Below are 13,819 nucleotides of genomic sequence, written 5' to 3' on the forward strand. Positions count from 1 at the left end.
GCGGATCCAGAGTGGCAGGCTGAGGAGCCATTGCCCGGCAGAATTTTACTCTGCGTCGCGATCGCATTTCGCGTGAAAAACCAGTGACAGATCAACCACAATCCCCCAATATGGATTTCCCATAAAGTTGATTACGCGGGTGCCAGTCTATGCTGAAAGTGAACGAGTATTTTGCCGGAAAAGTGAAGTCTATCGGTTTCGATAGTAGCAGCATCGGCCTTACCAGCGTCGGTGTGATGGAAGAGGGTGAGTACACCTTCACCACCGCCCAGCCGGAAGAAATGACCGTGATTACCGGGGCGTTGAAAGTCCTGCTGCCGGGCTCGCCGGACTGGCAGGTGTTTATGCCGGGTGAGAAGTTCTTCGTACCGGGCCACAGTGAGTTCAACCTGCAGGTTGCTGATGCAACCGCTTATCTGTGTCGTTATTTGAGCAAGTAATTCATACCCTTCTTACTTGAAGCTGCTGCGTTGTTGGCTGCATGCGCTCACCCCAGTCACTTACTTGAGTAAGCTCCTGGGGATTCCCGCACTTGCCGCCTAGCTGCAGCTCCAATTAATTTGGGTATGCTATCTGTGTTGCGAAGCTACTCATGTGGAACAAAGGCGCAGCGATTTGCGCCTTTGTGTACTTAACGCTGGGCTTCGCCACCCAGAGCTTCGATGGTGTTTTTGATTAACGCCGCCAATTCGCTGGTCATCAGGATGAAATCGGCATCAAAACGCTGGGCGAAGTCGTCACGATCGATATCGTCATTCTGCTCACGCAGCGTATCGGCGAACTTCAGACGCTTCAACGAGCCGTCATCCGCCAGCACCAGCTGAATGCGCTCTTGCCAGTCCACTGCCAGCTTGGTTACCAGTTTGCCGGCTTCAATATGTACCGCAATTTCATCGCTGATCAGGTTCTGCTTCTTGCAGCGGATCACGCCGCCGTCTTCCAGAACCGCTTTCAGTTCCGCCTCGTCCTGAATAATAAAGCCGGCCGGCAGTTCACCTGAACGCACCCATTCGGTCAGCGTCAGCTCGATCGGGCTTTCCATGGTCAATGGCACTACCGGCAGAGAGCCCAGGCTTTTGCGCAGCAGCGCCAGGGTATCTTCCGCGCGCTTGGCGCTGGCGGCGTCAACCATGATCAGATCGTTAACGGTGTCGATCCACATAAAGGTTTGGTTAAAACGGCTAAAGGCGCGCGGCAGCAGGCTGTGCAGCACTTCGTCTTTCAGCGCGTCTTTTTCGGTTTTCTTCAGTTTACGGTGCTGCTCGCCTTCGAGGCGTTCAATTTTGGCCTGCAGCTCTTGCTTGATGACCGGCGACGGCAGGATTTTTTCTTCCTTACGTGCGCAGATGACGATCTGGCCGTTAACCGCATGCGTCAATGCGTCGCTGTGGGAGCCCATCGGGGAGACCCAGCCGGTTTTCGCCATGTCCTGGCTGCCGCACGGGGTGAAAGCAAAAGCGCTGAGCTGTTTTTCCATTTCATCCGCGTTTAGCGCAACTTCGCGGCTCAAACGGTAAACCATCAAATTCTTAAACCACAGCATAATGTTATCCCTGGCTGGGCGTGCACCTGGCACGCTTATTCATCAAAAGCAGGGCGGCATAATAACGAATCAGAGGCGAAAAATCGCCTCATTCCCTCCGAATTGCGTCGCCGTCCGCGTTTGAACGTCGTGCTCGTTGCAGCGCCAACGCCAGTTGCCGCTGGCTGAAAGGCTTACGCAGCAGTTCAACGTTTGGCAGATTTTCTTCGTGCTGACGGCGGATGTCCTGGCCGCTGATCAGCAGGGCGGTAAGCTGTGAGTTAATCTCTCGCGCCAGCCCAATCACCTGCACGCCGTCCAGTTCGCCCGGCAGCATCAGGTCGCTGATCAGTATGTCTATATCCGGCGTCTGGCGCAGCAGCGCCAAAGCTTCCTGACTGTCCGCGCTGTCCAGCGTCAGGTAGCCGAGCTGGTGCAAGTGTTCGCACAGCGTATGGCGAACGTCATTTTCATCTTCCAGTACCAGCACCAGATTATCCGTGTTCTTGCATTCTTCGAGCTGCGGGGCGGGAACTTCCTCTATCGCCGCCGTAGGCGCTCGTGGGAGCTGCAGGCGCACCAACGTGCCTTTGCCCGGCGCGGTTTCAATCTGTACCCGTCCACCGGACTGGCGGACAAAGCCGTAAACCATCGACAGCCCCAGGCCACTGCCGCTGCCTACCGCCTTGGTGGTGAAGAAGGGTTCGAACACCTGAGCCTTCACCTCTTCCGACATGCCGCAGCCGGTATCAATCACTTCCAGCGCCACCATGTCCTGCTTTTTGCCGCCGCTGCGCACCACCCGTTGGTTGTAGATGCGAATATTCACCACGCCGCTGCGGCCTTCCATCGCATCCCGCGCGTTGACCACCAGGTTGATGAGCGCGTTCTCCAACTGATTGGCATCGATCCAGGCAGGCCAGCCAGGGCGCTGTGCCTCGATGCTCAGCGAGAGCGTGCTGGGCAGTGAATGGCGCAACAGCTCCTGCAAATTTTCCACCAGCGATTGCAGCGTGATGGCCTGCGGGTGCAGCGCCTGTTTTCGGGAAAAGGCCAGCAGCCGCTGGGTAAGCTGTGCGCCGCGTTCGGCGGCCTTCAGTGCCCGAATAATGCGCTGTTCGGTCTGTGCGTCCTGCGTTTGTTGAGTGGTCAGTTCTAGGCTGCCGATAATCACCGCCAGCAGGTTGTTGAAATCATGCGCCAGGCCGCCGGTGAGCTGGCCGACCGCCTTCATTTTCTGGCTGTGCAGCAGCGCTTCTTCCAGCGCTTTGCGCTCGGTGCGTTCCAGCACCACGTTAACCACGCCACGGTTCGGTACCGGACTGAAGCGTAGCTCTACGGTACGACCATCGCTCAGGCGCAGTTCCTGCGGCTGTGGCAGTTCGCTAGACAGATTGGCCAGCACCGCTTCCCAACGTTGCCCCGCCGGTGGCGTAACCTGTTGCAGTAGCTCGCGGTAGTGCAAGCCGCGGTGCAGCTGGTGTTCGTTGAGCCCCAGCAGCAAGGGGTATTGCGGGTTCCACACCACCAGTTGACCGTCGTTATCAAACAGCGCAAAACCGTCGCGCATCGCCAGAAAGGTGGTTTCCAACTGGGTGCTTTTTTCTTTCAGCAGGCGGGAGGTCTGCTCCAGCGAGGCGGTGTTACGGGCAAAGACGTTAAATGCCCGAGCCAGCTCGCCCAGTTCGTCGCGGCGTTGCAGCGCCGGTACGCTGACGTCACGTTCGCCGCGCGCCAGCCTCGTCATGGCTCCGGCGATCGCCGTCAGGTTGGAACCGAGATTGCGGTAGATATACAGTCCGGCGAAGCCGGTAATCACCAGTGCCAGCAACGCGAACAGGCCGATAAACCAGCTTATGGAACTGAGCTCATGATGGGTCTGGTGGGTGCGCAGCTCCGACTCGTTGGCCACCTTTTGCACGTAAAGGTTGATATCGTCGTTGAGCATCGCCACTAACGCTTTGATATGGTAGGTGTAATAGGCCAGGGCCAGGTCGCTTTGCTCCAGCTCCAGCGTTTCGGGCAGCAGGCGCTGTTCGCTGAGCCGAAACTGCCGCATTTTCTCGTCTACCAGGACATCCGGGCTGTGTTGCGGCCAGTAGGCCATAACATTGTCGAGCTGCTGGGCTGCGGCCTTGGGAGTAGGGGTCTGTATGGCGATCGCCAGCAACCGGTCGATCTGGCTAAGCAGCGGCTGCGAGGGCTGGTTGAGGTTATTGCGCTGATTGAGGGTGGCGATATGCCGCAGCGTGCTCTGCGACTGATACAGCCCGCTGAGCAGGATATTGCGCTGCAGATGCCGTTGGTGTCCCAGATCCAGCATGCGCGTTACGCTGCTTTCCAGCGCGTTGCTGCGGCTGATGATGCGCTTGACCAGCGCCGGTTCGCTGTGGGCCAACGGGGCGTCTGCCAGCCGGCTGAGTGAGGTTTGCAGCACCAGTTGCGTTTGCTTCAGCCGGGCGGATTCGCTCTGGTATTCCAGCGCACCCACCACTTGCGAGAGCCGAATAGCCGCGGTCGCCACGTTGGAGGTATCCCGGCTCAGCGCCATGCTGCCGTTCATTTCTGCCAGGGTTTGCGCCTGCATCTGTTCCTGCAGCTTGCCCGCATGGTAGAAACCGAAGATCGCTACGCCGCTGACCATCAGCGTCACCGCCACCACCAGCAGATTGAACATCAACAGGCGCCCACGCGCGCCGGCAAGGAAAGGCAGTCTGCGCATCGAATCCCCCGTAACTGACTGTTCGCAGTATAAATCCCCGTCCCATTAACAATATGACAAAGATGAACGAGCGCTGACATTTTGCATTTATTTATGCGTGGTTAACTGCATGCCATCCGAACCGCAACCTGAGGTATGACGATGAGCGCGACCCCGATTCTGGAAATGCACAACATCGCCAAGAGTTTTGGTCAGTTCTATGCGCTGAAAGGCGTCAACCTGACGGTGTATCGCGGTGAGATCCACGCGCTAATGGGTGAAAACGGCGCGGGTAAAAGTACCTTAATGAAAATATTGGCCGGCGCTTATATCGCCAGCAGCGGGGAAATTTTTATCGATGGGCAGCCGTTCGCCATCAAGGGGCCAAAAGATGCCCTGGCTGCAGGCATCACGCTGATTTACCAGGAAATGAACTTGGCTCCGAATCTGACGGTGGCGGAAAACATTTTTCTGGGCAGCGAGATCCAGCGTGGCGGCCTGGTGAAGCGCGGGCAGATGTTGCTGGAAGCGCAGAAGGTGATCGATCGTTTGGGGGCGCAGTTCAGCGCCGGCGATCGCGTGATGAAATTAACCATCGCCGAGCAGCAACAGGTGGAAATCGCCCGTGCGCTGCACCGTAACAGCCGCATTCTGGTGATGGACGAACCTACGGCGGCGCTTTCTTCACGCGAAACGCATCGACTGTTCGAGCTGATCAAACGGCTACGCGATGAAGGCATGGCAATCATTTATATCAGCCACCGCATGGCGGAGGTGTACGAGCTGTCGGATCGCGTCAGCGTGCTGCGCGACGGTCAGTATGTTGGCAGCCTGATGCGCGACAAGCTGTCCGCCAGCGAGTTGGTGCGCATGATGGTGGGCCGCCCGCTGAGCGATTTGTTCAATAAGGAACAGGGCATCCCGGTGGGGGAACCTCGCCTGACGCTGCACGGCCTGACTGACGGCAAAAAGGTGAAGCCGGTCAGCCTTCAGGTCCGCGCCGGTGAAATTGTCGGCCTTGCCGGGCTGGTGGGCGCCGGTCGTTCCGAACTGGCGCAGTTGATTTTCGGCGTGCGCAAGTCCAGTGGCGGTACGGTGGAAGTCGACGGCAAGCCGGCCAGTATCCACTCGCCGCGCGATGCCATTGCTCTGGGCATCGGCTTTCTCACCGAAAACCGCAAGGAGCAGGGGTTGTTTCTCGATCTGGCCGCGCATGAAAACATCGTGATGGCGACGCTGGAACGTGACGGTCGCTATGGCCTGCTCAATCGCCGCAAGGCGCAGCGTATTTCCAGTGACGCTATCGGCCTGCTGAATATCCGCGTGCCACATGCTCAGGTGCGGGCCGGCGGCCTGTCCGGCGGTAATCAGCAAAAGCTGCTGATTTCACGCTGGGTAGCCATTGGCCCACGGATCCTGATCCTCGATGAACCGACACGCGGTGTGGATGTGGGGGCCAAGAGCGAGATCTATCGCATCATGAGCCAGATGGCACAGCAGGGCGTGGCGATCCTGATGATTTCCAGTGAATTGCCTGAGGTGGTCGGCATGAGTGACCGGGTTTACGTGATGCACGAAGGCAGCATTGTCGGGGAACTGGGCGGCGGTGAGATCAGCCAGGAAAACATCATGACGCTGGCCACCGGCGTTGACACCACCCAACCGCAGGCGACTACCGCATGAATAATTCCATCCCTACGCTCAAGGAGCCGACCATGACTTCGAATCCATTGCCGCCAGGCGCAAAAAATCCGACGCTGAAACGGGCACTGTTGGGCGATATGATGCAAACCGTCGGTATCTTGCCGATATTGATCCTGATCGTCGCGGTTTTTGGCTTTGTTGCCCCGAATTTCTTTACCGATGCCAACCTGCTGAATATCGCCCGGCAGGCGTCGATCAACATCGTGTTGGCGGCGGGCATGACCTTCATCATCCTGACCGGCGGCATCGATCTTTCGGTCGGTTCGATGCTGGGCACCACCGCGGTAGTAGCGATGGCGGTGTCACTGATGCCTGGCATGGCTGGAATGTCGATCCCGCTGGCGCTGTTGGCCGGTTTGGGCATGGGGCTGTTTAATGGTTTTCTGGTGGCCTACGCTGGCCTGCCGCCGTTTATCGTCACCCTCGGTACCTACACCGCACTGCGCGGTGCCGCTTACCTGCTGGCGGACGGCACCACCATCATCAATTCCAATATCAGTTTTGAATGGATCGGCAACGCCTACCTGGGGCCTATCCCCTGGTTGGTGATTATTGCCTTTGCGGTGATTGCCGTGTGCTGGTTCATTCTGCGCCGTACCACGCTGGGGGTTCATATCTACGCGGTAGGCGGCAACATGCAGGCGGCGCGCCTGACCGGGATCAAGGTCGGTGCCGTGCTGCTGTTCGTCTATGGCATGAGCGGCTTGCTGTCCGGGTTGGGTGGGGTGATGAGCGCCTCCCGGCTTTACAGCGCCAACGGCAACCTCGGTATGGGCTATGAGCTGGATGCGATCGCCGCAGTCATTCTTGGCGGCACCAGCTTCGTCGGCGGCATCGGTACCATTACCGGCACGCTGGTAGGGGCGTTGATTATCGCCACCCTGAACAACGGCATGACGTTAATGGGCGTTTCTTATTTTTGGCAGTTGGTGATCAAAGGGGCGGTGATCATCATCGCGGTGTTAATCGACAAGTACCGCACCCGCAATTATCAACACTGATCTACCCGTCCTCTTTCAAGCCGCAGCGTTGTGACTTGCACTCGCTGCCACTGGAAATCCATAGGGCAAGGTTGAGTGAGAAAGAAAGGTTGGTTGGCGCCCACCGGGGCAGGTTTTTCGTATCTCAGAAAATAATGAGGAAAACACTATGCGTTTCAAACCATTGATTACCGCTTTGCTGGTTACCGCCGCGCTCGGCAGTGCTTCGTTGGTGCAGGCGAAAGAGTTGAAATCGATAGGGGTGACGGTGGGCGATCTGGCCAACCCGTTCTTTGTGCAGATCACCAAAGGTGCGGAACTGAAAGCGCGCGAACTGGCCGGTGACAAGGTTAACGTGACGCTGGTGTCGAGCGGTTACGATCTCGGTCAACAGGTGGCGCAGATCGATAACTTTATCGCCGCCAAGGTCGATATGATCATCCTGAACGCCGCAGATTCCAAGGGTATCGGCCCGGCGGTGAAACGCGCCAAGGACGCCGGCATCGTGGTGGTGGCGGTTGACGTAGCGGCCGAAGGTGCCGATGCCACCATCACCTCGGACAACACCCAGGCCGGCGCCATGGCCTGTAAATACATCAGCGATCGCCTGAAAGAGAAAGGCAACGTGGTGATCATCAACGGCCCACCGGTGTCCGCGGTACAGAACCGGGTAGAAGGCTGCATGACCGAACTGAAGAAACACCCGGAGATCAAACTGCTGTCCTATAACCAGAACGCCAAGGGCAGCCGCGAAGGCGGACTGGAGATCATGACCGCGCTGTTGGCGGCCAATCCGAAGATCGACGGCGTATTCGCGATTAACGATCCTACGGCGATCGGTGCCGATCTGGCCGCCAAGCAGGCGCAGCGCAGCGAGTTCTTCATCGTTGGCGTAGACGGATCGCCAGATGGCGAAGAGGCGCTCAAGCGCGGCAACTCGCTGTTTGTGGCAACCCCTGCACAGGATCCGCAGGTGATGGCGGCCAAGGCGGTCGAGATCGGTTACGAAATTCTGCAGGGTAAACCCGCACCAACCGGGCCGGTGCTGATCCCGGTCACCATGATCGATAAAAACAATATCGGCAGCTACAAAGGCTGGACGGTGAAATAACCTGCTATCGGCGGGGTCTGCTACTCAGACCCCTCATTTCATCCCCACTTTCGGAGGCGATATGAACCGTTCCGCCGTGAACCAGATTCTGCAACAAACCCAGCATTTTTTTGCCCGCTTCGACGTCCATCTGCCGCCCTTTGCGCACTTTAGCCCAACCGTTTGGCGTCAGCTCGATCGTCAGCCGTGGCAGGAGGTATTCGACCTGAAGCTGGGCTGGGACGTCACGGCGTTCGGCGGCGAGGATTTTGCTCACAAGGGGCTGACGCTGTTCACGTTGCGAAACGGTTCGCCCGGCGGTCAACCTTATGCCAAATGCTATGCGGAGAAAATCATGCATTGCCGCGAAGCACAGGTGACGCCGATGCATTTCCACTGGCGCAAGCGGGAAGACATCATCAATCGCGGTGGTGGCAACCTGATCGTCGAGCTGCATAACGCCGATCCGCAGGAAGGGCTGGCCGACAGCCCGGTGACCGTGACCCTGGACGGTTGCCGACAGACTCATGCCCCCGGTTCACGCCTGCGGCTGGCGCCGGGGGAAAGCATCTGCCTGACGCCGGGCATCTATCACAGCTTTTGGGGCGAGGAAGGTTTCGGCGACGTGTTGGTGGGTGAGGTTTCGACGGTGAATGACGATGACAACGATAACCGTTTCCTGACGCCGCTCAGCCGCTTTAGCCAGATCGAAGAGGATCAGCCGCCCCAGTGGTTGCTGTGTAACGAATACTTGCGCTTTATCGATTAAGGAGATGCACCATGGCATTGATTTCACTGGCACAGGGGTTAGCGCACGCGCGTCAACACGGCTATGCGCTGGGTGCGTTCAACGTGCTCGACAGCCATTTTCTGCGCGCGTTGTTTGCCGCGGCGCAGGCCGCGCGATCGCCCTTTATCATCAATATTGCCGAAGTCCACTTTAAGTACGTGTCGCTGGAGTCTTTGGTCGCGGCGATCAAAAGTGAGGCGGCGCAGCACGACATTCCGGTGGTGTTGAACCTCGATCACGGTCTGCATTTTGAGGCGGTGGTGCAGGCATTGCGTCTCGGATTCAGCTCGGTGATGTTCGACGGTTCCGGCCTGAGTTATGAAGAAAATGTGCGTCAAACGCAGGAAGTGGTGCGCATGTGCCATGCGGTGGGCGTCTCGGTGGAGGCTGAACTGGGTGCCGTCGGCGGTGACGAAGGCGGTGCTCTGTATGGTGAGGCCGACAGCAATAAATTTACCGACCCGCAGCGGGCGCGCGAGTTTGTCGAATTGACCGACATCGATGCACTGGCGGTGGCGATCGGCAACGCGCACGGCAAATACAAGGGCGAACCTAAGCTCGATTTCGAACGACTGGCGGCTATCCAGCAGCAGGCAGGCATTCCTTTGGTGCTGCACGGCGGTTCCGGCATCAGCGATGCAGACTTCAAGCGGGCCATCGGCCTGGGCATTCACAAAATCAACTTCTATACCGGCATGTCGCAAGCGGCACTGGGGGCGATTGAACAGCGGATGACGCAGCGTCACGCGATTTATGATGAGTTTGCCGAAGTGCTGTTGGCAGTGGAGCGCTCGATCAGCGAAGTGGTGCAGCAGCAGATGCATATTTTCGGCAGCGCCGGGCGGTTGTGATGAGCCGGTGTGGCATTGTTTCTGCCGGTAACATGCTGGTGGATCATGTCCATCAAATTGCGCATTGGCCTCAGCCGGGCTGGCTGGTGGAGATTGAACATAGCCAGCGTGCTACCGGCGGTGCGCCGCTTAATGTATTGCTGACGCTGGCGCGCATGGAAACCGGGTTGCCGCTGGCGGCGCTGGGGCTGATCGGCTGCGATGCCGATGGTGACTATATTTTGCAAATGCTGGCGCAGTACCAAGTCGACAGCGGCCGGGTGCGTCGCAGCGAAACGGCGATGACCTCGATGTCGCAGGTGATGACCGAGCCGGGTGGACAGCGGACCTTTTTCCATGCGCCGGGCGCGAATCGGTTGTTGGACCTCGGCGATTTTGACGCGCTGCACAGCAATCATAAAATTTTCCACCTGGGCTATCTGCTGCTGCTCGACAGCCTGGATTGTCCGGACGAGGAATTCGGCACCCGTAGCGCACGCCTGCTGGCGCAAATGCAGCAGCGCGGTTACCAGACTTCGTTGGATCTGGTGTCGCGCCAGGGCGATCCTCGCTATCGGTCTTTGGTGTTGCCGGCGCTGCGCTGGCTGGACTATCTGGTGATCAACGAGCTGGAGGCCGGTGAGTTTACCGGACTGGCGCTGCGTACGGCTAATGGCTCGTTACAGCAGTCACTGATGGCGCAGGCCGCAGAACAATTATTGCAGGCCGGTGTGCGGCGGCGGGTGGTGATCCATTGCCCGGAAGGGGCCTACGGGCTGGAGAGCGGTGGCGAAGCGCGTTGGCAACCCTCGTGGCGGGTGAGGCAAACTGAAATCGTCGGCAGCGTTGGCGCCGGTGATGCGTTCTGCGCCGGCGTGCTGTATGCCAGCCATGAAGACTGGCCTTTGGTGGAGACACTGCAGCTGGCGCATGCCTGTGCGCGTTTCAATCTGCTGTGCGCCAATGCTATCGACGGTGCTCGGCCGCTGCCGGAGCTGCAGGATTTTATCAGGCGGCAGCCACCGGCTGGCTGACGTCGGCGGCAAAGACGTAACCCAGCCCGCGAATGGTGCGGATCAGTTCGGGCTGGTGCGGATTGATTTCGATCTTGCGGCGCAGCCGCATGATCAGCACGTCGATAGTGCGATCGAAGACCTCCAGCGTTTCGCCGTGGGTCAGCTCCAGCAGGCGATCGCGCGTCAGTACTTTACGCGCATGTTGTACCAGCGCCAGCAACAAGCCGTATTCGCCCTGAGTCAGATCGACAGCCTGGTGCTGGGGGTTGTGCAACGTGCAGCGGTTGGTGTCGAGACACCAGCCGTTGAACTGCCAGCCCTCCGCTCTGGTCTGGCCGACAGCGGCAGGTTCCAACGCCAGCGCACCGGTACGGCGCAAAACCGCCTTGGCGCGAGCGACCACTACGCGTGGATTAAAGGGTTTGGCGATATAATCGTCGGCGCCCATTTCCAGGCCGACCACCACGTCGGACTCGGCACCGAGACCGGTCAGCATCACCACCGGCAGATCCGGACGCAGGCGGTGGATCTGCTGTAACACCAGCAGGCCGTTGGTGTCCGGCAGGATCAGATCCAGCAGCACCAGCGCAATATCCGGCTGCTGGCTGAGTAGCGTCAGCGCCTCGCTGCCCCGGTGGCAGGCATGTACGGTAAACACGTGCTCATTGAGCACGTCACAAAGCAGATCACAGATAGCGGGATCGTCGTCGACGATCAATATGGCAGGTTTCATCGCTGCTCTCCGAATTTTATGATGCGTAAAAATGTTATCAATAGGTTAACTGATAAAATCCAGTGTACCCGATGGCTAATTAATAAGCGGCAGCCGGTGCGGTTCTGATGCGGAAATTGCCATCGCCGTCACACTCGGCGTTAATGGGGTGATCCCGAAAGCCGGTTACATTAGGCTGTAGCAACGTTGTTGTGCATTGAGGAGAAAAATCGTGCGCATTGGTATCGACCTGGGTGGCACCAAAATTGAAGTGATCGCGTTGGCCAACGACGGACGGGAACTGTTCCGCCATCGTATTGCCACGCCGCGCCATGACTATCAGCAAACGCTGGAGGCCATCACCGGTCTGGTGAAACTGGCGGAAGAAAATACTGGGCAGCAGGGATCGGTCGGGGTGGGCATTCCCGGTACGCTGTCGCCTTATACCGGCTTGGTAAAAAACGCCAACTCGGTGTGGCTCAACGGCCAGCCTCTGGATAAAGACCTGTCGGCGATGCTGGCGCGTGAAGTCCGTATCGCCAACGACGCCAACTGCCTGGCGGTTTCGGAGGCTACCGACGGCGCGGCCGCCGGCAAACAAACGGTGTTTGCGGTGATTATTGGCACCGGCTGCGGCGCAGGGGTGGCAATCAACGGCCAGGCGCATTCGGGCGGTAACGGCATCTCTGGCGAATGGGGGCATAACCCGCTGCCGTGGCTGGACGATGACGAACTGCGTTTTCGTGCAGAGGTTCCCTGCTACTGCGGCAAACAGGGCTGTATCGAGACCTTTATCTCCGGCACCGGCTTTGCCACCGATTATGCGCGCCTGAGCGGTAATCCGCTAAAGGGGCATGAGATCATGGCGCTGGTGGCGCAGGGAGATACCCTGGCGGAGCAAGCCATTAGCCGCTATGAGCTGCGGTTGGCCAAATCGCTGGCGCACGTGATCAATATTTTTGATCCGGACGTGGTGGTGTTGGGCGGCGGTATGAGCAATGTGGACCGTCTTTATCAGCGTGTGCCGCAGTTGGTGAAATCCTGGGTTTTCGGTGGCGAGTGTGAAACCCCGATCCGTAAAGCCGTTCACGGTGACTCCAGCGGCGTACGCGGTGCAGCCTGGCTGTGGCCGCAAGTGTAACTGTTGCAAAAAAGCGCGGGCCTGCTCGCGCTTTAATCCATTCACCGTATAAAAACCGGACCGCCCTCTGTGCTTTAGCTAACTCAGCTGATGAATGAGGCGTCTGCTGCTGGATACCCATGCGCTGCTGTGGTGGCTGACAGACGATGCCTGCCTGGGGAAAAGGCCAGAAAGCAAATCGCCGACCCCGCTAATCTGGTGTTTGTCAGCGCGGCCAGCATTTGGGAGATTTCGATCGCATGCTGCTCGCCCAGGCACAGGCCGAAGGGTTGACGCTGGTTTCCGCCGTACGGCATTCGTGTGTTTGACGCCCGTCGCTAAACCTATCTTGCCTCGCTTTCGCTGCGCACCCGTTCGATATGAATGGTCAGAAACATCATCTCTTCCCGCGTGAGTTGATGCTGATAGTTTTTTTCGATGTGCTGATTGATCTTGCCTGCGCAGGCGAAGGAGTCAGGGTACTTTTCTTTGACCACCAGATAGAGTGAGTCGTCATCGCTGTCGACGTAGTTTTTACCCAGAAGACGCTGGGCGAAGAACTTCAGATGAGTGATAAAGCGGTGATAGCTCAGGGCTTCTTCGTTGTAGTCAAAACGGAAATGGTATTTGACGATATTCAGGATTTCCTGCATGACGCGAGTGATATGCAGGGTGTTGTGCATTTCATCGTTCAACTGGGCGTTGACCAGGTGCAGGGCAATAAACCCGGCCTCGTCCTCCGGCAGCGTGGTGCCCAGCCGTTCGGCGATCAGCGTCAGTGCCTCCAGCCCGACGGCAAATTCGGCCGGGTAGAGCTTCTTGATTTCCCACAGCAGCACGTTTTTGATATCCAGCCCCTGGGCATGGCGCTGCAGCGCAAAGTGGATGTGATCGGTCAGCGTGATATAAACGATGTTATGCAGCTTGCCCGGCAAGCGCTGGCGGGCGAGGGTGATGATTTTGTCGGCCGTGGTCACGCAGGCCAGGGGGATCTCCGACAGCAGCGTTTTAAAGCGCTCGGCCATTTCGCTGCCGTTAAGGGTGAAGACCTTCTCGATCAGGTTTTCGTCCAGCAGATCGCCAGCCTTCTTTTTAAAGCCGATACCTTTTCCCATAACCACCGTCTCTTCCTGACGGTCGTCCAGCGTAATCACCACGTTATTATTAAGTATTTTTGCGATCTTCATGGTTTTTCCCGGATGTTTCAGCATGCTGAAAACGAAAAAACCTGACGTCCAGGAGCGATCCCGTGCGTCAGGTTTTGCCTGTATATTTACAGTAACAATCCTGTTATCGATAGCATCATAAACCTTGTCAGCGGCGGCTCAATGTTTTTGACCGGGGAGTGACGCCA

12 protein-coding genes are annotated in these 13,819 nt (G+C 58.0%); 8 read left to right on the forward strand and 4 right to left on the reverse strand.

Going from position 1 to position 13,819, the window contains the following annotated elements; genetic code table 11:
- The first annotated feature begins 149 nt into the window (after window positions 1-149).
- The gene (ppnP, locus tag AAZT04_RS00725; RefSeq protein WP_020825434.1) at window positions 150-440 is read left to right on the forward strand and encodes a pyrimidine/purine nucleoside phosphorylase; all 291 of its coding nucleotides are present in this window, start codon (window positions 150-152) and stop codon (window positions 438-440) included.
- Window positions 441-631: 191 nt separating this feature from the next.
- Here the strand turns inward: ppnP and rdgC are convergent, their stop codons facing one another.
- Both rdgC and AAZT04_RS00735 read right to left on the reverse strand, forming a co-directional pair.
- Window positions 632-1,543 (reverse strand): recombination-associated protein RdgC, encoded by a 912-nt coding sequence (gene rdgC / locus AAZT04_RS00730; protein ID WP_129982441.1) that lies wholly within the window; start codon window positions 1,541-1,543, stop codon window positions 632-634.
- Window positions 1,544-1,631: 88 nt separating this feature from the next.
- The gene (locus AAZT04_RS00735) at window positions 1,632-4,244 is read right to left on the reverse strand and encodes an ATP-binding protein (RefSeq protein ID WP_129941093.1); all 2,613 of its coding nucleotides are present in this window, start codon (window positions 4,242-4,244) and stop codon (window positions 1,632-1,634) included.
- Between the two features lie 141 nt (window positions 4,245-4,385).
- Between AAZT04_RS00735 and AAZT04_RS00740 the strand changes: the two genes are divergently transcribed.
- The 6 genes from AAZT04_RS00740 (at window position 4,386) to AAZT04_RS00765 (ending at window position 10,651) form a co-directional block, all read left to right on the forward strand.
- Window positions 4,386-5,906: a sugar ABC transporter ATP-binding protein gene (locus AAZT04_RS00740; RefSeq protein WP_020825437.1), complete on the forward strand. Its 1,521-nt coding sequence runs from the start codon at window positions 4,386-4,388 to the stop codon at window positions 5,904-5,906.
- Window positions 5,907-5,938: 32 nt separating this feature from the next.
- Window positions 5,939-6,928, forward strand: a complete 990-nt coding sequence (locus AAZT04_RS00745) for an ABC transporter permease subunit (protein ID WP_044548626.1) — start codon at window positions 5,939-5,941, stop codon at window positions 6,926-6,928.
- Between the two features lie 148 nt (window positions 6,929-7,076).
- Window positions 7,077-8,018 carry an ABC transporter substrate-binding protein gene (locus AAZT04_RS00750; RefSeq protein WP_048759639.1) on the forward strand — a complete coding sequence of 314 codons (942 nt, stop codon included), beginning with the start codon at window positions 7,077-7,079 and terminating at the stop codon, window positions 8,016-8,018.
- Window positions 8,019-8,079: 61 nt separating this feature from the next.
- Window positions 8,080-8,766, forward strand: a complete 687-nt coding sequence (locus AAZT04_RS00755) for a D-lyxose/D-mannose isomerase (RefSeq protein WP_122077464.1) — start codon at window positions 8,080-8,082, stop codon at window positions 8,764-8,766.
- Window positions 8,767-8,777: 11 nt separating this feature from the next.
- Complete coding sequence (locus AAZT04_RS00760) at window positions 8,778-9,638, forward strand: ketose 1,6-bisphosphate aldolase (protein ID WP_020825441.1); 861 nt, start codon at window positions 8,778-8,780, stop codon at window positions 9,636-9,638.
- The gene (locus AAZT04_RS00765; protein ID WP_207214200.1) at window positions 9,635-10,651 is read left to right on the forward strand and encodes a carbohydrate kinase family protein; all 1,017 of its coding nucleotides are present in this window, start codon (window positions 9,635-9,637) and stop codon (window positions 10,649-10,651) included. The genes AAZT04_RS00760 and AAZT04_RS00765 overlap by 4 nt, the downstream gene beginning before the upstream one ends.
- Here the strand turns inward: AAZT04_RS00765 and AAZT04_RS00770 are convergent.
- Window positions 10,626-11,366, reverse strand: a complete 741-nt coding sequence (locus AAZT04_RS00770) for a response regulator (protein ID WP_129982439.1) — start codon at window positions 11,364-11,366, stop codon at window positions 10,626-10,628. The genes AAZT04_RS00765 and AAZT04_RS00770 overlap by 26 nt on opposite strands.
- Window positions 11,367-11,577: 211 nt before the next feature.
- Between AAZT04_RS00770 and mak the strand changes: the two genes are divergently transcribed.
- Complete coding sequence (gene mak / locus AAZT04_RS00775; protein ID WP_048759636.1) at window positions 11,578-12,486, forward strand: fructokinase; 909 nt, start codon at window positions 11,578-11,580, stop codon at window positions 12,484-12,486.
- 323 nt (window positions 12,487-12,809) lie between these two features.
- Here mak and licT read toward each other — a convergent pair whose 3' ends face one another.
- Window positions 12,810-13,652, reverse strand: a complete 843-nt coding sequence (gene licT, locus AAZT04_RS00780; RefSeq protein WP_041415225.1) for a BglG family transcription antiterminator LicT — start codon at window positions 13,650-13,652, stop codon at window positions 12,810-12,812.
- Window positions 13,653-13,819 lie beyond the last annotated feature (167 nt).

This window comes from Serratia sp. Je.1.23.a, from assembly GCF_051129805.1.
Classification (GTDB): Bacteria; Pseudomonadota; Gammaproteobacteria; order Enterobacterales; family Enterobacteriaceae; genus Serratia; species Serratia liquefaciens.

What these genes read in the sequence shown, in the direction of transcription:
- ppnP (WP_020825434.1), top strand. Translation starts at nt 150, where the DNA reads ATGCTGAAAGTGAACGAGTATTTTGCCGGAAAAGTGAAGTCTATCGGT.
- rdgC (WP_129982441.1), bottom strand. Translation starts at nt 1,543, where the DNA reads ATGCTGTGGTTTAAGAATTTGATGGTTTACCGTTTGAGCCGCGAAGTT.
- AAZT04_RS00735 (WP_129941093.1), bottom strand. Translation starts at nt 4,244, where the DNA reads ATGCGCAGACTGCCTTTCCTTGCCGGCGCGCGTGGGCGCCTGTTGATG.
- AAZT04_RS00740 (WP_020825437.1), top strand. Translation starts at nt 4,386, where the DNA reads ATGAGCGCGACCCCGATTCTGGAAATGCACAACATCGCCAAGAGTTTT.
- AAZT04_RS00745 (WP_044548626.1), top strand. Translation starts at nt 5,939, where the DNA reads ATGACTTCGAATCCATTGCCGCCAGGCGCAAAAAATCCGACGCTGAAA.
- AAZT04_RS00750 (WP_048759639.1), top strand. Translation starts at nt 7,077, where the DNA reads ATGCGTTTCAAACCATTGATTACCGCTTTGCTGGTTACCGCCGCGCTC.
- AAZT04_RS00755 (WP_122077464.1), top strand. Translation starts at nt 8,080, where the DNA reads ATGAACCGTTCCGCCGTGAACCAGATTCTGCAACAAACCCAGCATTTT.
- AAZT04_RS00760 (WP_020825441.1), top strand. Translation starts at nt 8,778, where the DNA reads ATGGCATTGATTTCACTGGCACAGGGGTTAGCGCACGCGCGTCAACAC.
- AAZT04_RS00770 (WP_129982439.1), bottom strand. Translation starts at nt 11,366, where the DNA reads ATGAAACCTGCCATATTGATCGTCGACGACGATCCCGCTATCTGTGAT.
- licT (WP_041415225.1), bottom strand. Translation starts at nt 13,652, where the DNA reads ATGAAGATCGCAAAAATACTTAATAATAACGTGGTGATTACGCTGGAC.